14 protein-coding genes are annotated in these 17185 nt (G+C 61.9%); 13 read left to right on the forward strand and 1 reads right to left on the reverse strand.

Annotated features, from left to right (window positions below; genetic code table 11):
• Positions 1-199 precede the first annotated feature (199 nt).
• The 4 genes from Pan181_RS19640 (at position 200) to Pan181_RS19655 (ending at position 4032) form a co-directional block, all read left to right on the forward strand.
• Positions 200-1543 (forward strand): M20 metallopeptidase family protein, encoded by a 1344-nt coding sequence (locus tag Pan181_RS19640; protein ID WP_145249320.1) that lies wholly within the window; start codon positions 200-202, stop codon positions 1541-1543.
• 89 nt (positions 1544-1632) lie between these two features.
• Entirely contained in the window at positions 1633-3309 is a 1677-nt protein-coding gene (locus Pan181_RS19645) for a DUF1598 domain-containing protein (protein WP_145249322.1), read from the forward strand.
• A gap of 80 nt (positions 3310-3389) precedes the next feature.
• Positions 3390-3710: a DUF433 domain-containing protein gene (locus tag Pan181_RS19650; protein ID WP_145249324.1), complete on the forward strand. Its 321-nt coding sequence runs from the start codon at positions 3390-3392 to the stop codon at positions 3708-3710.
• Complete coding sequence (locus Pan181_RS19655) at positions 3691-4032, forward strand: DUF5615 family PIN-like protein (RefSeq protein WP_145249325.1); 342 nt, start codon at positions 3691-3693, stop codon at positions 4030-4032. Before Pan181_RS19650 ends, Pan181_RS19655 begins: the two co-directional genes overlap by 20 nt.
• An 8-nt stretch (positions 4033-4040) precedes the next feature.
• Here Pan181_RS19655 and Pan181_RS19660 read toward each other — a convergent pair whose 3' ends face one another.
• Positions 4041-5147 carry an FAD:protein FMN transferase gene (locus Pan181_RS19660; protein ID WP_145249327.1) on the reverse strand — a complete coding sequence of 369 codons (1107 nt, stop codon included), beginning with the start codon at positions 5145-5147 and terminating at the stop codon, positions 4041-4043.
• A gap of 132 nt (positions 5148-5279) precedes the next feature.
• Here Pan181_RS19660 and Pan181_RS19665 point away from each other — a divergent pair, with 132 nt between their 5' ends.
• The 9 genes from Pan181_RS19665 (at position 5280) to Pan181_RS19705 (ending at position 17029) form a co-directional block, all read left to right on the forward strand.
• A complete protein-coding gene (locus Pan181_RS19665) occupies positions 5280-6614 on the forward strand; it encodes a Gfo/Idh/MocA family oxidoreductase (RefSeq protein ID WP_145249329.1) in 1335 nt (444 codons plus the stop codon).
• A gap of 230 nt (positions 6615-6844) precedes the next feature.
• Positions 6845-8026, forward strand: a complete 1182-nt coding sequence (locus Pan181_RS19670) for a DNA polymerase Y family protein (RefSeq protein ID WP_145249331.1) — start codon at positions 6845-6847, stop codon at positions 8024-8026.
• Between the two features lie 12 nt (positions 8027-8038).
• Positions 8039-8506: a hypothetical protein gene (locus tag Pan181_RS19675; protein ID WP_145249333.1), complete on the forward strand. Its 468-nt coding sequence runs from the start codon at positions 8039-8041 to the stop codon at positions 8504-8506.
• Between the two features lie 398 nt (positions 8507-8904).
• Positions 8905-10365, forward strand: coding sequence for a PQQ-binding-like beta-propeller repeat protein (locus Pan181_RS19680; RefSeq protein ID WP_197528527.1), 1461 nt, complete (start codon positions 8905-8907; stop codon positions 10363-10365).
• Positions 10366-10376: 11 nt separating this feature from the next.
• Positions 10377-11216: an NHL repeat-containing protein gene (locus Pan181_RS19685; RefSeq protein ID WP_145249337.1), complete on the forward strand. Its 840-nt coding sequence runs from the start codon at positions 10377-10379 to the stop codon at positions 11214-11216.
• Positions 11213-11830, forward strand: coding sequence for a 4Fe-4S binding protein (locus Pan181_RS19690; RefSeq protein ID WP_145249339.1), 618 nt, complete (start codon positions 11213-11215; stop codon positions 11828-11830). The genes Pan181_RS19685 and Pan181_RS19690 overlap by 4 nt, the downstream gene beginning before the upstream one ends.
• Positions 11831-11853: 23 nt before the next feature.
• Complete coding sequence (locus Pan181_RS19695) at positions 11854-12906, forward strand: 4Fe-4S binding protein (protein ID WP_231943649.1); 1053 nt, start codon at positions 11854-11856, stop codon at positions 12904-12906.
• Entirely contained in the window at positions 12903-15467 is a 2565-nt protein-coding gene (locus Pan181_RS19700; RefSeq protein WP_145249343.1) for an NAD(P)H-dependent oxidoreductase subunit E, read from the forward strand. The genes Pan181_RS19695 and Pan181_RS19700 overlap by 4 nt, the downstream gene beginning before the upstream one ends.
• Positions 15467-17029 carry an FAD-dependent oxidoreductase gene (locus Pan181_RS19705; protein ID WP_145249345.1) on the forward strand — a complete coding sequence of 521 codons (1563 nt, stop codon included), beginning with the start codon at positions 15467-15469 and terminating at the stop codon, positions 17027-17029. Before Pan181_RS19700 ends, Pan181_RS19705 begins: the two co-directional genes overlap by 1 nt.
• Positions 17030-17185 lie beyond the last annotated feature (156 nt).

Raw genomic sequence — 17185 nt, forward strand, 5'->3', positions numbered from 1 at the left:
GCCGAACGCAACTCGACGGAATTCATGCCCCTCATCATGACACTGCTCGCAGTGATCGTGATGAGGGGCTTTTTTGTTGCCTGGCGTTGGCTTGTGGCTCGAATTGCCAGGCGAGGCAGATAAACTACAATTGCCTATCGGTTGCATCTTCAACCCTCTGGCCTATCTACGTACCTTGCTGATCCCGGATTATCACTGAATGAATAGTCGCTCTATTATCCTTCTTTGTTCGGTAGGCCTGCTGCTTCCTGCGATGTGCGAAGCGCAATCGCCGACGGCCACCGCGAGCGACCAACTCGCCAAACAGTTTGCCGCCGAGCAGGTGGAGGAGATCACCACGCTCTATCGCGAGTTGCATCTAGCGCCGGAACTGTCGCTGAAGGAAGCGAATACCGCCGCCCGGATGGCCGCCGAACTTCGGGCGCTCGGCGCCGAGGTACAGATCGGCATCGGCGGGCATGGCCTGGTTGGCGTCTTCACAAACGGTCCCGGCAAGACCCTGCTGCTGCGGGCCGACATGGACGCCCTGCCGGTGGTGGAAGAGACTGGCCGCGAGTACGCGTCGCAAGTACGCACCAAGAACGATCGTGGGCAATCGGTCGGCGTGATGCACGCTTGCGGGCATGACATTCATATGTCGAACCTGATCGGCGTCGCCCGCATGCTGGCCGCGCACCCCGAAGCCTGGCAAGGAACCGTGGTGGTGCTGATGCAACCCGCCGAAGAGATCGGCGAAGGGGCCAGAGCGATGCTCAACGATGGGCTGCTCGCCCTCATCCCCCGCCCCGACTTTGCGGTCGCGTTGCACGTGTCGGCCGACACCGCTGCGGGCGAAGTGGGCTTTACCTCGGGCTTCTCGTGCGCGAATGTCGATAGCGTCGACATCACCATCCATGGCCGCGGAGGTCATGGGGCGTATCCGGAGACGACGATAGACCCGATTGTGATTGCCGCCAAGCTAGTGCTCGACCTGCAAACCATCGTCAGTCGCGAGATTAAAGCCACCGAGCCAGCGGTGGTCACTGTGGGGGCGATCGAGGGAGGAACCAAGCACAATGTGATCGGCGATAGCTGCCACCTGCAACTCACGGTACGAAGCTACGCGCCCGAAGTGCGTCAGCACCTGCAGGAGGCCATCGAGCGCAAAGCCAAGGCGGCCGCGCTTAGCGCCGGGGCCCCCGAACCCGAGATCGTGGTCGATCAAGGCACGCCCTCGCTCTACAACGATCCCGAACTCGTTGCCAAGGCCGAGGTGGTAGCAAAACGCTTGCTCGGCGACGAGCGTGTGCAGCGCGGCCAGCCCACCATGGGGGGCGAGGACTTCAGCCGTTACGGGCAGGCTGGCATTCCGATTTGCATGTTCAAGCTCGGCGTGGTCAACCAGGAGCGGCTCGACCAGTACGCGAGCGATGGCACCCCGCCGCCGTCGCTGCATTCGCCGAAGTTTTACCCCGATCCCGAGCCCGCGCTCCGCACCGGCATCGCGACCATGGGCGCCATCGCCCTCGACCTGCTGGCGCCAAAAAGCGAGTCGGCGGAATAATTCAGCCCGTTTCCCCCGAATGCTGGCACGGTAGGGTATCGTGGCCCTTAGGAATCGGACACCGGATACTGGGGATAGGAGAACGGGAGATGGAGACTAAGGACATCGGGACTAAGGACATCGGGACTAAGGACATCGGCACTGGGGACATGGCTTATTTGCCTAAGTCGTTCGTCGTAAAACGTGTTTCGCTTACCAATCTACTGCTGGCGTTCGTTGCCATCGTGTTGGGCTCGTCCATGGCGGCCGCCCAGCCGAATGCGTTCATCCCGAACGGCGGCAACAACGGTGGCAATTTCTTCCCCGGTTCGAACGGCCCGAACCAAGGGCAGGCGAACAACGGTCAGGCGAACGGCCAAGGCCCGTTCCAGGGCGGTGCCCAGAACGCCGACTTCGACTCGCTGATCGACCTTGTTACCTCGACGGTGAATCCCGATTCGTGGGTCGACAACGGCGGCACCGCCGACATCCGCCCATTCCCCAACGGAGTGTGGGTCGACTCGGCCGGGTTGCTGCAGGAGTTCAAGGCTGAGCCGAAGATGCTGACCGCCTCGCTCGAGGTGCCTACCCTCCCCGAGACCATCGAACCGGGCGACGTGCGACACGCCGCTCGCATGCGATGCGTGTCGCTGCCGCGGCTCGAAGCGGCCATCTACCAGCGCATGCAGCAAGGCCAACCGCTCGACGAATCGATGCTGGTGCTCGCCGGACTGCAGCGGGTGGAATACGTTTACATCCACCCCGACCTCGGCGACGTGATTCTCGCGGGCCCAGCAGGTGATTGGACCTTGAGCGATCAGAACCGCCTGGTCTCGACCGATACTCACATGCCAGTCGTGCGACTCGACGACCTGCTTACGCTGCTCCGCCGTGAGCGCGAACAGCAACACAAACCATTCGGGTGCTCGATCACGCCGCGTCAGGAGAATCTGGCATCGACCCAGGCGTTTCTCGACCGCACAGGCAAAAGGCCGCTTCCGCCAGGCAAGCGCGCCCGTGATCGTTGGCTCGGCGAGCTTCGCGAAACACTAGGTCGGCAGGACATCGAAGTGTTCGGCATCGATCCCGGCACCCATGTCGCCCACGTGCTGGTGAAAGCCGACCATCACATGAAGCAGGTCGGCATCGGGCTCGACGAAGCGGTGCCAGGCGTCGAGAGCTACCTCGACACCGTGGCTCGCAACGCCGACACGCAGCCAGCAATGAACGTGCTGAGGTGGTGGTTCTCAACCAACTACGCAGGGGTTGCGAGAAACGCCGAAAACACCGCGATCGAACTCTCAGGCCCGGGGGTCTGCGTGCTGTCGGAGAACGAGCTGCTCACCAAACGTGGCGAGCGTATCCACACCGGGCAGTCGGACGACGCCACGCAGGAGTTCGCCCACCAGTTCACTGCCGAATACGCGACGCTTGCTGCGAAATATCCGGTGTATGGCGAACTGCGCAACGTCTTCGATTTGGCCATCGTGGCTGCATTGCTCGATGGCGAAGACTTGTACCAGTTGGCCAACTGGCAACCGGTGCTGTTCCTCAATGCTGAGCTGTTGCCGCTCCCCAAATACAACCCGCCGAAAGAGGTCGACTCGCTGCTCAACCATCGTCTGGTCGACGACACCAAGATACTCGCCGCCGTGAGCGGCGGCGTTTGGTTCGACAGCCAAGGCGTGCTCCGCAGCGAAGTGTCCCCCTCCGAGAAGCTCGACTACTACCATCGCCAAAAGCCAGCCCACGTCGAACCAGGCACCTGGTGGTGGGACTTGGAATAGCGGGTTTCTGTTCGCCGGAGCCCGTGACTTGGGCTACAATACAGGTAGCTTCGTCCCCTGTTCGCGCGCAGAAACCAGCCATGTCGCCGAAGACTCTCGATCAATACATCGCTTGCTCCCCTGGCATCTGTGGTGGTCAACCACATCTTGCCGGGCATCGCATCACGGTACATCAGATTGTTGTCTGGTACGATCGCATGGGGCTTTCGGCCGACGAGATTGCGACGAACCACGGGCTGTCAGTTGCAGCGGTTCACGCAGCGCTCGCCTACTATTTCGATCATCGCGACGAAGTCGAGCAGCTGGTGGTCGACAATCAGGAGTTCATCGAACAGCTGAAGCAGTCGACCCCATCGAAGCTCCACGGAAGGCTCGGCCAAGATGCCGCCGACGCTTCGTAAAATCCAATACTACTTGGACGAGCATGTTGCCCTTGCGGTAGCAGCTGGTTTGCGGGAGCGCGGCATCGATGTGCTCAATGTGCAACAAGCAGGGATGCTCGCCGCGAGCGACATCGAACACCTGGAGTTTGCCCGCTCGCAGGGGCGCGTCGTTTTTTCGCAGGACGCCGATTTCTTGCGATTGCACGCGATGCAAGTTGATCACGCCGGTATTGTTTACGCTCCTCAACAAACAGCCATTGGCTCCATCATCGGTGGGCTAACTCTGATCGCCGAGGTCCTGACGCCGGAAGAGATGCAAAACCACGTTGAGTTTCTCTAGCGAGTCTTCTATCGCTCGCGTTCTACCAGATTCAGCGGGCGGAGTCGTACTTCGCCGGGCGTGTTGCCGGCGAGCACTAGCAAGGCTTGCACCTCGGGATGCTGCTCGCAATAGTCGACCGCGGCTTGTTCGCCCATCACGAAGAACGCGGTCGAGAGCGCGTCGGCCAGCGCACCGTTGTCGGCGACCACCGTGACCGAGTGCATCGTGTCGGCCGGCTGACCGGTGCGAGGATCGATGAGGTGCCCGTAGCGCTGCCCACCGATCACAAACGACTGGGTCGCCGCCCCCGAGGTCGAAAGCGCTTGGTTGAGTAGTGTGAACTCGGCAACCACTTGCTGCGGGCGGAGTGGATGTCGCACTCGGGCGGTCCACCCTTCGCAGCCGGTACGCTGCCCACGGGCGAGCAGCGTGCTTCGCCCGCCATGGAACAAAAAGTTCTCGACGCCTTGCTCGGCCAGCACTTCGGCCGCGCGATCCACGGCGTAGCCTTTGCCGATGCTGTTCACGTTCAGCTCGACACCTGGCTTGTTGAAACGCACCCGATGACGATCGCGATCGAGCTCCACGTACTGCCATCCCACCACCGAACGGGCGGCGGTCAGTTGCTCTTCGGTGGGAATCCGTCCGCGACGCACATCGAACCCCCACGCCCGCGAAAGTGGTCCCCCGGTAATGTCGAACGCCCCCCCCGTCTGCTGGTACAAGGTGTCGGCCAGTTCGAACATCGCGAACAGCCGAGGCTCCACTTCCACCCAATCGTGGGACGCCTGCTGGTTGAGTTCGACCATCTCGCCGACCTCGCGGTAGACGGTCATTTGGTCTTCCAGTTCTTCCACCAAATCGAGGGCCTCCATCGCGGCCCCGGTTTGTCGATCGTCTCCTCGGCGATCCGCGTTTAGCCGAATTTCGAACTCGCAGGCCATCGCTTTTCTCGACAAACTAAGCACGTAGCCGGGCGTAACCGGTTCGGTCGGGGCCGGTGAGCCCAACGATAACGCGTCGGCAAACTGCGTAAAGTGGTCGGCCGCCCGCCCCGCAGCCCCCTGCACCAGCTTGCCCGCGGTACGGCCAGTAATAAACTCTCGTCGGTGCGTAGGTTGCTCGCTGCTCATCCCAGCATTATATATACGAACACGTTCTGACGCCTGCCCGGTACTTTTTTGCGTCGCGAACGCCTGCCGCTTATACTCACCTTCGACCCGCGGGTCGCCTTATTCCCACCCACAGTACCTACGAGGACAGGCATGTCACGTTCATCGTACTCTCGTCGCGACTTCCTTCAACATTCCACCATCGCGGCCGCTGCCACGGCGGTGCCGTTTAGCTGGACCACCAAGGCGTTTGCCAACGACGAGGCGAACGATCGCCCGCGGATCGGTTGCATTGGTGTCGGTAGCATGGGCACCGGCGACGCCCAGCATCATGCCCACTTCGGCGACGTGCTGGCAGTTTGCGATGTCGACATGGGACATTGCCTGCGTGCGAAGAACCACGATGGCATCGGCAAAGGCAAGGCCGACGCATACGAAGACTACCGCCGGGTGCTGGATCGTGACGACATCGATGTGGTGAGCGTCGTTACCACCGATCACTGGCACACCAAGATTGCCGTCGAAGCCCTCGAAGCCGGCAAGCACGTCTTCTGCCAGAAACCGCTTACGCTTACCCTGGAAGAAAACCAACTGATTCGCAACGCCTGCAAGAAACACCCCGAACTCGTGTTTGTGGTCGGCACGCAGCAACGTAGCCAGCGAGACCTGTTCCTGCGTGCGGTGAACATGGTTCATAAAGGCCTGCTGGGCGACATCACTAAAGTCACTGCTGGCATCAATGGCAGCCCGACCGGTGGCCCGTTCAAGGCAGTGGTTCCTCCGGCCGATCTCGACTGGTACATGTGGCTCGGCCAGGCTCCGCTCACCGACTACATGCAGAGGCGTTGCCATTATGAGTTCCGTTGGTGGTACGAGTACTCCGGCGGTAAGTTCACCGACTGGGGTGCCCACCATGTCGACATCGCCACCTGGGCGCTCAACCAGGATAAGGAAGGCGACGGCCCGGTCGAAATCAACGGCACCGACGCCAAGCATCCAGTGCCTTACGAAGATGGTTACCCGACCGTCGACAACTGCTATAACACGTCGCACGACTTCAACGTGATCTGCAAGTACGCCAATGGTGTCGAGCTGCACGTGACCAGCCGTGGCGACAACGGCGTTACCTTCGAAGGCACTAAGGGCCGGCTCTTTGTGAATCGTGGCAAGATCACTGGCAAGCCGATCGAAGAGAACTGGGACAAAGACGTGTGGAACGACGAAGCGGTGCGGGCCTTGTACAAGGACAAGCCGTTCGAAGGCCACAAGGAGAACTTCTACCGCTGCATCCGCGAAGGTGGACAGCCGGTGTCCGACGTTTACACCCACGTGCAAACGATGAACACCTGCCATCTGTCGGCCATCGCTGCTCGCCTGGGACGCACCATCAAGTGGGACCCGCACACCGAGCAAATCGTCGGCGACGAACAGGCGGCTGGCTTCATGGCCCGCAAGCCACGTCCTGGTTTCGAGATCCTCAAGGTCTAAGCAAACCAACGCTAAACAACGCAACCCGCACGCGAGCCACCAGAGCCACTCTGGTGGCTCGCGTTTTTTTGAATGCTTGTGTATTTCCCGACGCTTTGTAGCTCGTCGGCTATGAATGGTTGCATAAACCATGCATCCGATCCCGTTTTTTGGGGATCCTCGGTCCGGTGCCCAAAACCGCTCGCCCGAATCGCTTGACATGAACACCCGTTCACACTACACTCCGCCACATGATAGGTCATGTGGATGCCGATTGCTTTTACGTCTCTGCCGAACGGGTGCGGTTTCCGCATTTGCGAGGCATGCCGGTCGGGGTATTGGGTAACCACGGGGCCTGCATCATTGCCAAAAGCTACGAAATGAAAGCTGCCGGCGTGGCGACCGGCGTGCCGATCTGGGAGGCCATTACCCTTTGCCCCCAGGCGGTGTACGTCAAACGCGACTTCGTATGGTACGAGTCGGTAAGTCGCAAGATGCTATCGGTTGTGCGTAAGATCAGCCCGCAGGTCGAGTTTTACTCGATCGACGAGCAGTTTTTCGTCGCCCCTGACGCCACGATCGGCTCACGACTGCAGCGCGACATCCTGCACCAGGTCGGCGTACCGGTCAGCGTGGGGATTGCGCCGACCAAGACGCTCGCCAAGCTGATTTCCGACTCGTCCAAACCCTTCGGCTGCGGCGTAGTACTAACCGAGGATCAGCGTCGCGAGCTGCTGCACGAGCGACCGATTACCGACGTTACCGGCATCGCCAAACGTAGCGCCAAGCGGCTCGCCCAGTATGGCATTCATACGTGCGAGCAGTTTGCTGCTGCCGATCGGGCGTTTATTCGCTGGTTGCTTACCAAGCGCGGCGAAGACCTCTGGTGGGAACTCAATGGCACCCCCGTGCAGCCCGTGCAAACCACTCGCCCAACGCATAAGTTCGTGTCGCGCGGCGGCAGCATTGGCAAAGCGAGTCGCGATCCCCAGCGCGTGCAGGCGTTCGTCGTTCGCAACGTCGAGCGACTGGTCGAAGCACTCACCCACTACGAATTGTGTTGCGATCAGCTCATCCTGTCGCTGCTGTTTCGCGACGCTCCCGAGCGTTCGGAGCGGTGCAGCCTGCTCGGCAGCCGAGGCGACTTCGAAACCCTGCTCCAGGCAGCCCTGCACATGCTTCCCCGTGCATGGCAGCCCGACACCGCGTTTGTGCATTACATGCACGTGATCGCCAGCGGGCTGCGTCCCGCCGGGCGGCGGCAACGAAGTTTGTTCGAACAATCGCAATTATCCGACATCAAGCGCGAGATCAATCATAGAATGGGGCGGTTCGTTCTGCGTAGCGGGGCGACGCTGCCGCTGGTCGACGTGTACGGCGACGCAGCCAACAATTACGACATCTGCGACATTTACGGCAAAAGTTGTTTCTGAGGTGCAAGTCTCATGTGCAAAGGCATTTCCATTCTCCGCGCTCGCCTGCGTCAGGAGCTATACGAAGAGTTCGAACTCGCCAGCCGCGTGGTGTCGCGCGGTGGAGATCCTGAATTGCATTTCATGTACACCGATCGGGTGGTGCAACTGCCGGTGATGCACGATGGCCAGATGCAGATTTACGAGTGGGGCAACCGCGGCAACAAGGAGTCGCGACTTCCCCGCACCGGTTGGTGCCGTATCGAAAGCCTGGAAGCTGGCAAATGGCGCTGGCTCAAGCCCGAGAAGGTGATGATTCCAGCCGACTTCGGCCTGGAGAAAGGCGTGTGGTTTCAAATCACCGAAGGACTCGACGGAGTCGTCGTGCACGACGAGCAAGAGCGGCCGCACGTCTACATGCTTACCCAACAAGCGAGCCACTACTACGAGACCATGACCAAACACGATCGCATGCCGCTGTTGGTAAATCAGGAGATTTAAACAACCAGGCAGCCGTGCTACGACGCTTCGTGCGCGGCTGTGCCGGGTCGGTTCAATCGGGGTGTTATCGCTCGTGCACAGTGTGCGTCATCGCACGCGCGTGTCACTATAGCCCACACAACCGTGCCAGGCGGATCTCGAAACGCGATCTTCTCCATTCTCTCTCCGCTGTTTCTCTCGGCAATTAAGCGCACCGACTGCGCCGAAATCGGTTTTGCCGAATCCGGATACGTTTGGCATGCTTCCTGCAATAGGGAGCCACCACCAACACGGTTCGCGCGATGCCAACAGCGATGCGTGGTGGTTCGATAGGATTCATGAACTGCTCGTTCGCAGTTTCGGTTGCCACCCTCCATTGGCTTGCTGCCAGTACTGGAATAGGACTCAGGGAACTCATCATGACACGCCACGGTTGCGTAAGTCTGCTACTAGTCGCTATGCTGTGCCTCGTTGTCGGTTGCAAAGAGAAGGCATCCACCGAGCAAGCCAAGACAAACGACACACCGGCGGCGGGCTCTCCGGCAGGAGATACAGAGACAGGAGCGGTTGGCCAAGGATCGGCCCCCGCCGAAGAGCCCGCTCAGCCGGTTATCGCCCCCGAAGATCTTCCCACCCCGGTCGAGCTGACCGAAGACGACTGGCCCTGGTTCCGCGGCCAGCAGAACGATGCCAAGGTGCATAGTCAGGTGAAGCTGGCCCGCTCGTGGCCAGCCGAGGGTCCCCCCGTGTTGTGGGAAACCACTGTGGGCGAAGGCTATTCGTCTCCCTCCGTGGTTGGCGACCGAGTCTATCTAAACGACTACAACGAAGAGACCAAAGAGTGGATGGTCCGCTGTCTGTCGTTCGACGATGGCGAGGAGCAGTGGACCTACAAGGTAAAGAAGGAGATTCGCCCAAACCACGGCATCACCCGCTCGGCACCAGCCACCGACGGCGGATTTGTGTTTGCCATCGATCCCAAGTGCGAGCTGCACTGCCTCGACGCCCGCAATGGCAACCTGATCTGGAAAAAGTTCCTTCCTAAGCTGTACGACAGCATGATTCCCGCCTGGTACAACGGCCAATGCCCGCTGATCGAGGGCGATCGGGTGATTATCGCTGCCGGCGGCAAAGCACTGCTGGTAGCCTTCGATAAAGCAACCGGCGAGCCGGTGTGGGAAACGCCCAACCCCGACCAGCAACTCATCACTCACTCGTCGGTGATGCCGGTCGAGCTCGATGGGGTTCGCCAGTACGCGTACTACACCATGCAAGGCCTGGTCGGCATCGACGCCGAAACCGGCGCGATGCTCTGGCAGTTCCCCTGGAAGTTCAGCACCGCGGTCCCCACCACCCCACTAGCGCTCGGCGACGGCAAGTTCCTGGTCACCAGCAGCTATGGCGCCCGCACCGCGGTCTGCCAGGTAACTCACGACGGCGATACCTGGAAGGCCGAAGAGCTGCTATCGCTGGCTCCCCCGACCGACGGTTGGAACTCCGAAGTACACACCCCGATCGTCCACAACGGCAAAATCTACGGGGTCGGCAAGAAGAGCCGTGGCCTGTGGACTTGCCTCGATATGGAGTGCAATGAGGTGTGGAACAGCCGCCGGAAGTCGTTCGACCTCGGTGGCTACGTGCTCGCCGATGGCATGTTCTTCGCACTCGATGGCCGCTCCGGGGCGCTCCGCCTGATCGATGCCGAGGCCGACGAGTACCAGCAACTGGCCGAAGCCAAAATACTGAGTGGCCCCGACGTGTGGGCCCCGCCTGTGATTGTTCGCGGCAAGCTTCTGGTCCGCGACTTAGGCAAAATGCTGTGCTTGGATGTTCGTGAGCAAACCCTTGCGGCGGACACCAGCGATTCGAAGCTTCAATAGATGAACCTGCTATGAGATTTACCCATCACAAGTCGCTAACCATCGAACAGGGCAGCCGGGTGCTGTTCGAAATGAGACTCGCCGGCATCGCAGTCGATCCCGACGATCGACTACTGGCCGTCGGCGACGATCATATCAAGCAGTTCTCCGATACCGGTGAGCTGGAGCAACAGATCCCGCTGCCAGGTCTGGGATGGTGCGTGCTGGCGGAAGACGACGCGCTGTGGGTCGGCATGGATGGCGCGCTATTCCAGCTCGACCGAGAGGGCAAGCGGATTCGCACCATTCGCAACAATCAGCTAGGGCGAATCACGTCGATCGCCGCGGTGGGCGATCACCTGCTGCTGGCCGATGCCACGAATCGCACGATTCACGAGTTTACCCGCGACGGTAAATACCTCGGCGAAGTCGGCACCAAGGCGAACACTCGCGGCTACATGATTCCCAACGGGCTGCTCGACCTGTGCAGCGAGGCCAGCACCGAAACGCTGCTTGTTGCCCATCCGCAGAAGCATCGCATCGAGCGCTTCAACGACGCTGGCGAGCTGATCGACAAGTGGGGCAAGTTCGGCATGCACTCGCCGGCCGATTTTGGCGGCTGCTGCAACCCGACGAACATCGCCGTGGCGGCCGACGGCGTGATCGCTGTCAGCGAGAAGGCCCCGCCCCGCGTCAAGTTTTACAGTAGCGTCGGCGAGTACCTGACGCTCATCGAATCGCCATTGTTCAATCCCAACACGGCGAACATCGACCTGGCTTTCGACTCCACTGGCAATCTCTACGTAAGCGACCCAGCCCGTCGAGCCATCGAACTGTTCTCGCTAGTTGCGGAGGAAGTCGCCATCCCATGAGCGAAACCAATCGTCGTACGTTCCTCCAACGCTCTGGCCAGGTCGCCTGTGCCGCTGCCATAGGCGGTGTGGCGGTACAGCTCGGCCGGCGAGCGTCGGAGCACGACATCTGGACCATCTCTCCCAATCATTGCGTGAATATCCGCTTGGGAGTCGCCGGGGCCAGTAACGTGTGCGAAGAATGTGCGACAAGCTGCGTGCTGCCACTCTCCGCCGTGCGGGCGGTGAACAACCACGCGGAGTGTGGCCGCTGCTGCATTTGTCCAGCGTATTTCGACGTGATGAGCCCCGTAGGCCCCGATGGCCTGCCAACCAAGAAGCTCTGCCCCCGCGACGCGATCACGCGGACCCCGATCGGCGTGTTCGACGAGTACGACCCGCTCAACAACTACTACGAGTACACCATCGACGAGCAGAAGTGCAACGGCTGCGGGCGGTGCGTGATGGAATGCAAAGCGCCGGCCGGGCTTGGTTCGATTCGGCTCGAAGTGCGGTCCGACCTCTGCTTGCGATGCAATCGCTGCACGATCGCGACCAACTGCCCCGAAGACGCGTACCGACGCGTCGGCCCCGAGCCCGCCCCGCCGACCACCCTCGAGGGAGGTCACGCGTGACAAACGCGGACTGCGGGTGCAACATGGCAAACCAGAAGGATCGAACTTGGACTGCGCGGCAACTCATGGCCGTGCTCGTGCTACTCGCCCTGCTACCCTACGCTTTAGCGCAGGCGCAGGACTATACGCACCAGGAATACACCCGCCAGGCAACCACCGCTCCGCAGGTTGACGACATCGGCGGCGACTACGCTTTGCCCGAAGTGCAACAGTCGCTCCCTCGCTCGGTTTGGCTACAAGGGTTGGACGTAATACTGCTGATCGCCGGCATGGGGGCGATCGCCTACGCGGTGCATCGCGGGCGTCGGCGGTGGGTCATCACGGTGGTCACCCTCGGTTCGCTCGCCTACTTTGGTTTCTACCGCCAAGGCTGTGTCTGCCCGATCGGCGCAACGCAGAACGTGGCCGCTTCGATCGTCGATCCCGAACTGGCCGTGCCGATGGTGGTGCTGGTGTTCTTCTTGCTACCGCTGCTCGCCGCGCTGTTGTTCGGCCGCGTGTTTTGCGGTGGAGTCTGCCCACTGGGAGCGATTCAGGACGTCGTGCTCTTGCGGCCGATGCAACTGCCCGCCTGGATCGATCGCTGGGGAGGACTCTTTAAGTACGTCTACCTTGGGCTGGCAATCTGGTTCGCGGTGCTGCCGGCCGAGCAGCGCGACTTCATCATCTGCCGGTTCGATCCGTTTGTCGGCTTCTTCCGCATGACCGGCGTCGCTTGGCTAATGGGCCTCGGCGTCGCGCTGCTGCTCATCGGCACCGTGATCGGCCGCCCCTACTGCCGATTCCTCTGCCCGTACGGCGGGCTGCTGGCCATCGTCTCGCGGTTCTCGTTCTGGCCAGTCAGCATCACCCCCGACGAAGAACTCGACTGCGGGCTCTGCGTCGATAGCTGCCCGTTCGGTGCGATCGAAGACCTTCGCGCCAAGCGATCGACTTGCCTGGCGTGCGGGCGGTGCTTTGCCCATTGCCCTCGGCAACAACTCAAGTGGGGCCAGATCGAGCTGGTCGACATCGAAAACCTGGTTAGCGAGCAGAAACCAGCAAGCGATCCCGCCACCGCAAAGGCCGCCAAGTGAGGATTGCTCTCCCAGCACGACTGCGACGACTCGCCGGCTACGCGACCGCGGCCGTGCTGGCGGTTTGCCTGGTGGTGTTGCTGGTAGATTCGGTCCATTGGAGCAACACCTACGCTGCGAGTCGCGAGAGCCTCGACCAGGCGGAGCAGGCTGCTCGTGAGGCTCCCACAGCGAACGACGCACTCTACTCGTTGGTCGAACAGCAAACCGACGAGTCGCTCGCCCGCGACCGCCGGATTCGTACGTTCAGCCTGGGAGCGATCGTTTCGACGGCCGTCATGGTGCTGCTGCTCCGCAGCCCAGCGACGGGCCAGCCCGCTTTGCCAGAAACCATTCAGCACAGCCTTCCGCGACCGAACGACACGACTCCAACCAGCACCGGCGACGAGCCCTCCATCGTTGCACCTGCGAGCACCGGGCAGGCTCCACCGCCGATTGACCTGACGAAGGTTAGCGACATTGTCGACCGCACTGGCAACACACCGCAGCAGCTGATCGCCCAGTTGCATGCGATTCAGGAGGAGTACCGCTACCTGCCGACCGAAGCGCTCGACGAACTCTGCCGCATCACCGGCACCACGCCCGCCCATGTCGCCGGGGTGGCTTCGTTCTACGCTCGGTTCCGCACTACGCCGTGCGGCAAGCATCGCGTCGAGGTCTGCCGCGGCACCGCCTGCCATGTCGCGGGGGCCGACCGCGTAGTCGAAGAACTCTACCGCCATTTCGGCATCGCGCCGGGCAACGACACCGACCTCGCCCAGCAGGTGACGGTCGAAACGGTCGGCTGCCTCGGCTGCTGCGACCTCGCGCCGGTCGTATCGCGCGACGGAGAACTCTCGGCCCACGTGCGTGTGGAAGACTTGCCGGAGATCGTCGAGGCGTGCCTCGAGTCGCCGAAGAGCCGCAAGTACCGCCCGCGCAAAGGTGGCAACAACGCAACCGCGAATGGGCAACTCTCCTGGCAGCAACTGCTCGACTGGTGCGCCCGCCGCCTGGGGGGAGAGTCCCCCGCCGACGACTCGGCGCACGCAGTGCCCGCTGCGGAGTTGCTTTCCAGCGCGGAGTCGAACAGCGATACCAGCATTATCACCGGACTCTGGGCGGGCAATCGTCAGCAGTCGCTCGACGAGTACGAGCAACAAGGGGGCTTCGCCGCGCTGGCCAAATGCCTTTCGGCTCTCAAGCCCGTAGAGGTGCTGAGCGAGATCGACATCAGCGGACTCCGCGGCCGCGGCGGGGGTGGTTTTCCCACGGTCCGCAAGTGGCGCATCGTGGCCGATGGCTCCGGCGACAAGTACGTGGTCTGCAACGGCGACGAAGGCGACCCCGGCGCGTTCATGGATCGCTCGATCATGGAGACGTCGCCGGCCAGTGTGCTCGAAGGCATGCTCATCGCTGGCTACGCGGTTGGGGCGAGTCGCGGGGTGGTTTACGTCCGCGGCGAGTATCCCGTGGCTGTTCGCCGGATGCGGGAGACCATCGAGCAACTCAAGGCCAAAGGCTATCTCGGCCAAGGTATCCTCGGCAGTTCGTTCGACTTTTCCATCGAGCTCGTCGAAGGTGGCGGCGCTTTTGTATGTGGCGAAGAGACCGCGCTCATCGAGTCGATCATGGGCCACCGCGGCACCCCCCACCATCGCCCCCCCTACCCTGCGGTCGCAGGTTTGTGGGGCCGCCCCACGCTGGTCAACAATGTCGAAACCCTGGCCGCGGTGCCATGGATTCTCCGGCACGGCGGCCAGCCATTCGCCGACCTGGGAAGCACCACCAGCAAAGGAACCAAGGTGTTTTCGCTCGCCGGCAAGATTCGCCGTGGCGGATTGGTCGAAGCCCCGATGGGTACTACGATCCGCCAGCTGATCGACGACTACGGTGGCGGCGTGCCCGAAGGTCGTACCCTGAAGGCGGTGCAGATCGGCGGCCCTTCCGGCGGATGCATCCCCGCGGAGCTGTGCGACACGCCGGTCGACTACGAAGCCCTCCGCGAACTCGGCGCGATCATGGGCTCCGGCGGTTTGGTGGTACTCGACGATACCGACTGCATGGTCGATGTCGCCCGCTACTTCCTCGAGTTCACCCAGCAGGAATCTTGCGGGCACTGCACGTTCTGCCGAGTCGGCACCCGCAAACTGCTCGACCTGCTGAACAAGCTGTGCGAAGGGAAAGCGTCGCCACACGATTTGAACGAAATCGAATCGCTCGCCCACGGCATCACACTCGGCAGCTTGTGTGGCCTTGGCAAAACCGCCCCGAACCCGGTGATCACCACGCTGCGATACTTCCGCCACGAGTACGAAGCCCACCTCAAGGGGCATTGCCCGAGCGCGCGATGCAAGCCGCTGGTCGACTACGTGGTGACCCACGATTGCGTCGGCTGCACGCTCTGTGCCCAGCATTGCCCGGTGGCCGCCATCGAAGCAACGCCCTACAAGCAGCACACCATCGACCTTGATCTCTGCACCCGCTGCGATGCCTGCCGAACCACTTGTCCCGAACTGGCGATCGAAACCGTGAGTCCCCGCGCGAAAGCCGCGCCGCGCAAACCAGTGGGGATGAGTTGATGGTAAAACTACACATCGATAACGTGCCGGTCGAAGTGCCTGATGGCTCGACCATCCTCGAAGCGACCCGGCAAATCGGGCTCGACGTGCCAGCGATGTGCAAGCTCGATGGTCACAAAGCCCACAACTCCTGCATGGCCTGCCTGGTGCGAGTCGAAGGCTCGGGCGTGGTCCCTTCGTGCTCGACGCAGGTCACCGACGGCATGCAGGTGGCCAGCGAAACGCCAGAGATCCATGACCTGCGGCGGATGAGCATCGAACTCCTGCTGGCCGACCACGCAGGCGACTGCCGCGCGCCGTGCCAGAACACGTGCCCCGCGCACATGGACGTGCCAAACATGCTGCGTCTGGTCGCCGATGGAGAGTATCGCGCAGCCTTGGCAACCGTGAAGCGCGAGATTGCCCTGCCTGCCATCCTGGGGCGAGTCTGTCCCGAGGTATGCGAGCATGCTTGCCGCCGGGGTCAGCACGACAGCCCAGCGGCGATTTGCAAGATCAAGCAGTTCGTGGCCGATCGCGACTTGGCGAGCGACGATCGCTACGCCCCGCCGATCGCCCGCTCGACTGGCAAACGCGTGGTAGTGATCGGTGCCGGCCCCACCGGACTCACGGCCGCGTACCATCTGTCGCAGCGTGGGCACGCGGTGCAAATGATTGACGACCATCCGGAGCCAGGCGGTCGGCTCGCTAACGACTTTGCCGACAAATTGCCGGCCGAAGTGCTGCGGGCCGAGGCTTCGGTGGCCCTCGCCCAAGGGGTCGAAACGCAGTCGCTCCACGCGGTCGACTCGTTCGAGCGTTTCACCGCGCTCGAGCAACAAGCCGACGCGGTGCTACTGGCGACCGGGCGGGTGGAACTCACGTGGCTCGTCGAGGCCGACATCGCGACCACCAAGAGCGGCATTCAGGTCGATGGCCAAACTCGCATGACCAGTCGCCCCGCGGTGTTCGCGGCCGGCAACGCGGTTCGCACCTACAAGCTCGTCGTGCAATCGGTGGCCGAAGGCAAACTGGCCGCCGAGTGCATCGACCACTGGCTTCGCGGAGTCGATCCTCCCGACCGCCGGCGGACCTTCGAGTCGCGACTCGCCCGACTCACGAACCAGGAGCTTTGCGACTTTTGTGATGGTACCGTCGACACCCCGCGCGTCGATCCGAAGTTACTAACCATCGAACCCTCCGACGAAGCCGCCAGCCGCGAAGCGGAGCGGTGCCTGGAGTGCGACTGCCGCGCACTGGCCAATTGCCTGCTGCATCACTACGCGGCCATGTACGAGTGCGATAGTCATCACTACCGACACGAAGGGCGACCTTACGAAGGCAAGATCGTGGGGACCGACGTGCAACTCGAGTCGGGCAAGTGCATTCTCTGCGGCATCTGCGTGACGCTCGCCCGCGAGGCCCCCGACGCAGCCGGCCTGGCGATCATCGGCCGCAGCATCCACACCCGCCTCGCCCCCCCGCCCGGCTACACGCTCGACCAGGCCCTCGGCTCTGCCGCCCGCGAGTGCGCCGAGTCGTGCCCCACCGGGGCAATTCAATTGCTAAAGATGCCGGTTTAAAGCGGATCGCAAACAGGATTCCCAAGCACCTACCGCCCACGTGTTAGGTACCAGCCAAGTGTTTGCACGACTCTCATTCGTATTACAATTCGACACCACGTTCCCACGCGACTTCGATGGTACCATGCGGATTTTTCTCTTCCTCCACAACCATTT

The sequence above is a fragment of the Aeoliella mucimassa genome, assembly GCF_007748035.1.
In the GTDB taxonomy this organism is placed as follows: domain Bacteria; phylum Planctomycetota; class Planctomycetia; order Pirellulales; family Lacipirellulaceae; genus Aeoliella; species Aeoliella mucimassa.

Coding starts and splice junctions, on each gene's coding strand:
- Pan181_RS19640 (WP_145249320.1), top strand. CDS start 200: ATGAATAGTCGCTCTATTATCCTTCTTTGTTCGGTAGGCCTGCTGCTT.
- Pan181_RS19645 (WP_145249322.1), top strand. CDS start 1,633: ATGGAGACTAAGGACATCGGGACTAAGGACATCGGGACTAAGGACATC.
- Pan181_RS19650 (WP_145249324.1), top strand. CDS start 3,390: ATGTCGCCGAAGACTCTCGATCAATACATCGCTTGCTCCCCTGGCATC.
- Pan181_RS19655 (WP_145249325.1), top strand. CDS start 3,691: ATGCCGCCGACGCTTCGTAAAATCCAATACTACTTGGACGAGCATGTT.
- Pan181_RS19660 (WP_145249327.1), bottom strand. CDS start 5,147: ATGAGCAGCGAGCAACCTACGCACCGACGAGAGTTTATTACTGGCCGT.
- Pan181_RS19665 (WP_145249329.1), top strand. CDS start 5,280: ATGTCACGTTCATCGTACTCTCGTCGCGACTTCCTTCAACATTCCACC.
- Pan181_RS19670 (WP_145249331.1), top strand. CDS start 6,845: ATGATAGGTCATGTGGATGCCGATTGCTTTTACGTCTCTGCCGAACGG.
- Pan181_RS19675 (WP_145249333.1), top strand. CDS start 8,039: ATGTGCAAAGGCATTTCCATTCTCCGCGCTCGCCTGCGTCAGGAGCTA.
- Pan181_RS19680 (WP_197528527.1), top strand. CDS start 8,905: ATGACACGCCACGGTTGCGTAAGTCTGCTACTAGTCGCTATGCTGTGC.
- Pan181_RS19685 (WP_145249337.1), top strand. CDS start 10,377: ATGAGATTTACCCATCACAAGTCGCTAACCATCGAACAGGGCAGCCGG.
- Pan181_RS19690 (WP_145249339.1), top strand. CDS start 11,213: ATGAGCGAAACCAATCGTCGTACGTTCCTCCAACGCTCTGGCCAGGTC.
- Pan181_RS19695 (WP_231943649.1), top strand. CDS start 11,854: ATGGCAAACCAGAAGGATCGAACTTGGACTGCGCGGCAACTCATGGCC.
- Pan181_RS19705 (WP_145249345.1), top strand. CDS start 15,467: ATGGTAAAACTACACATCGATAACGTGCCGGTCGAAGTGCCTGATGGC.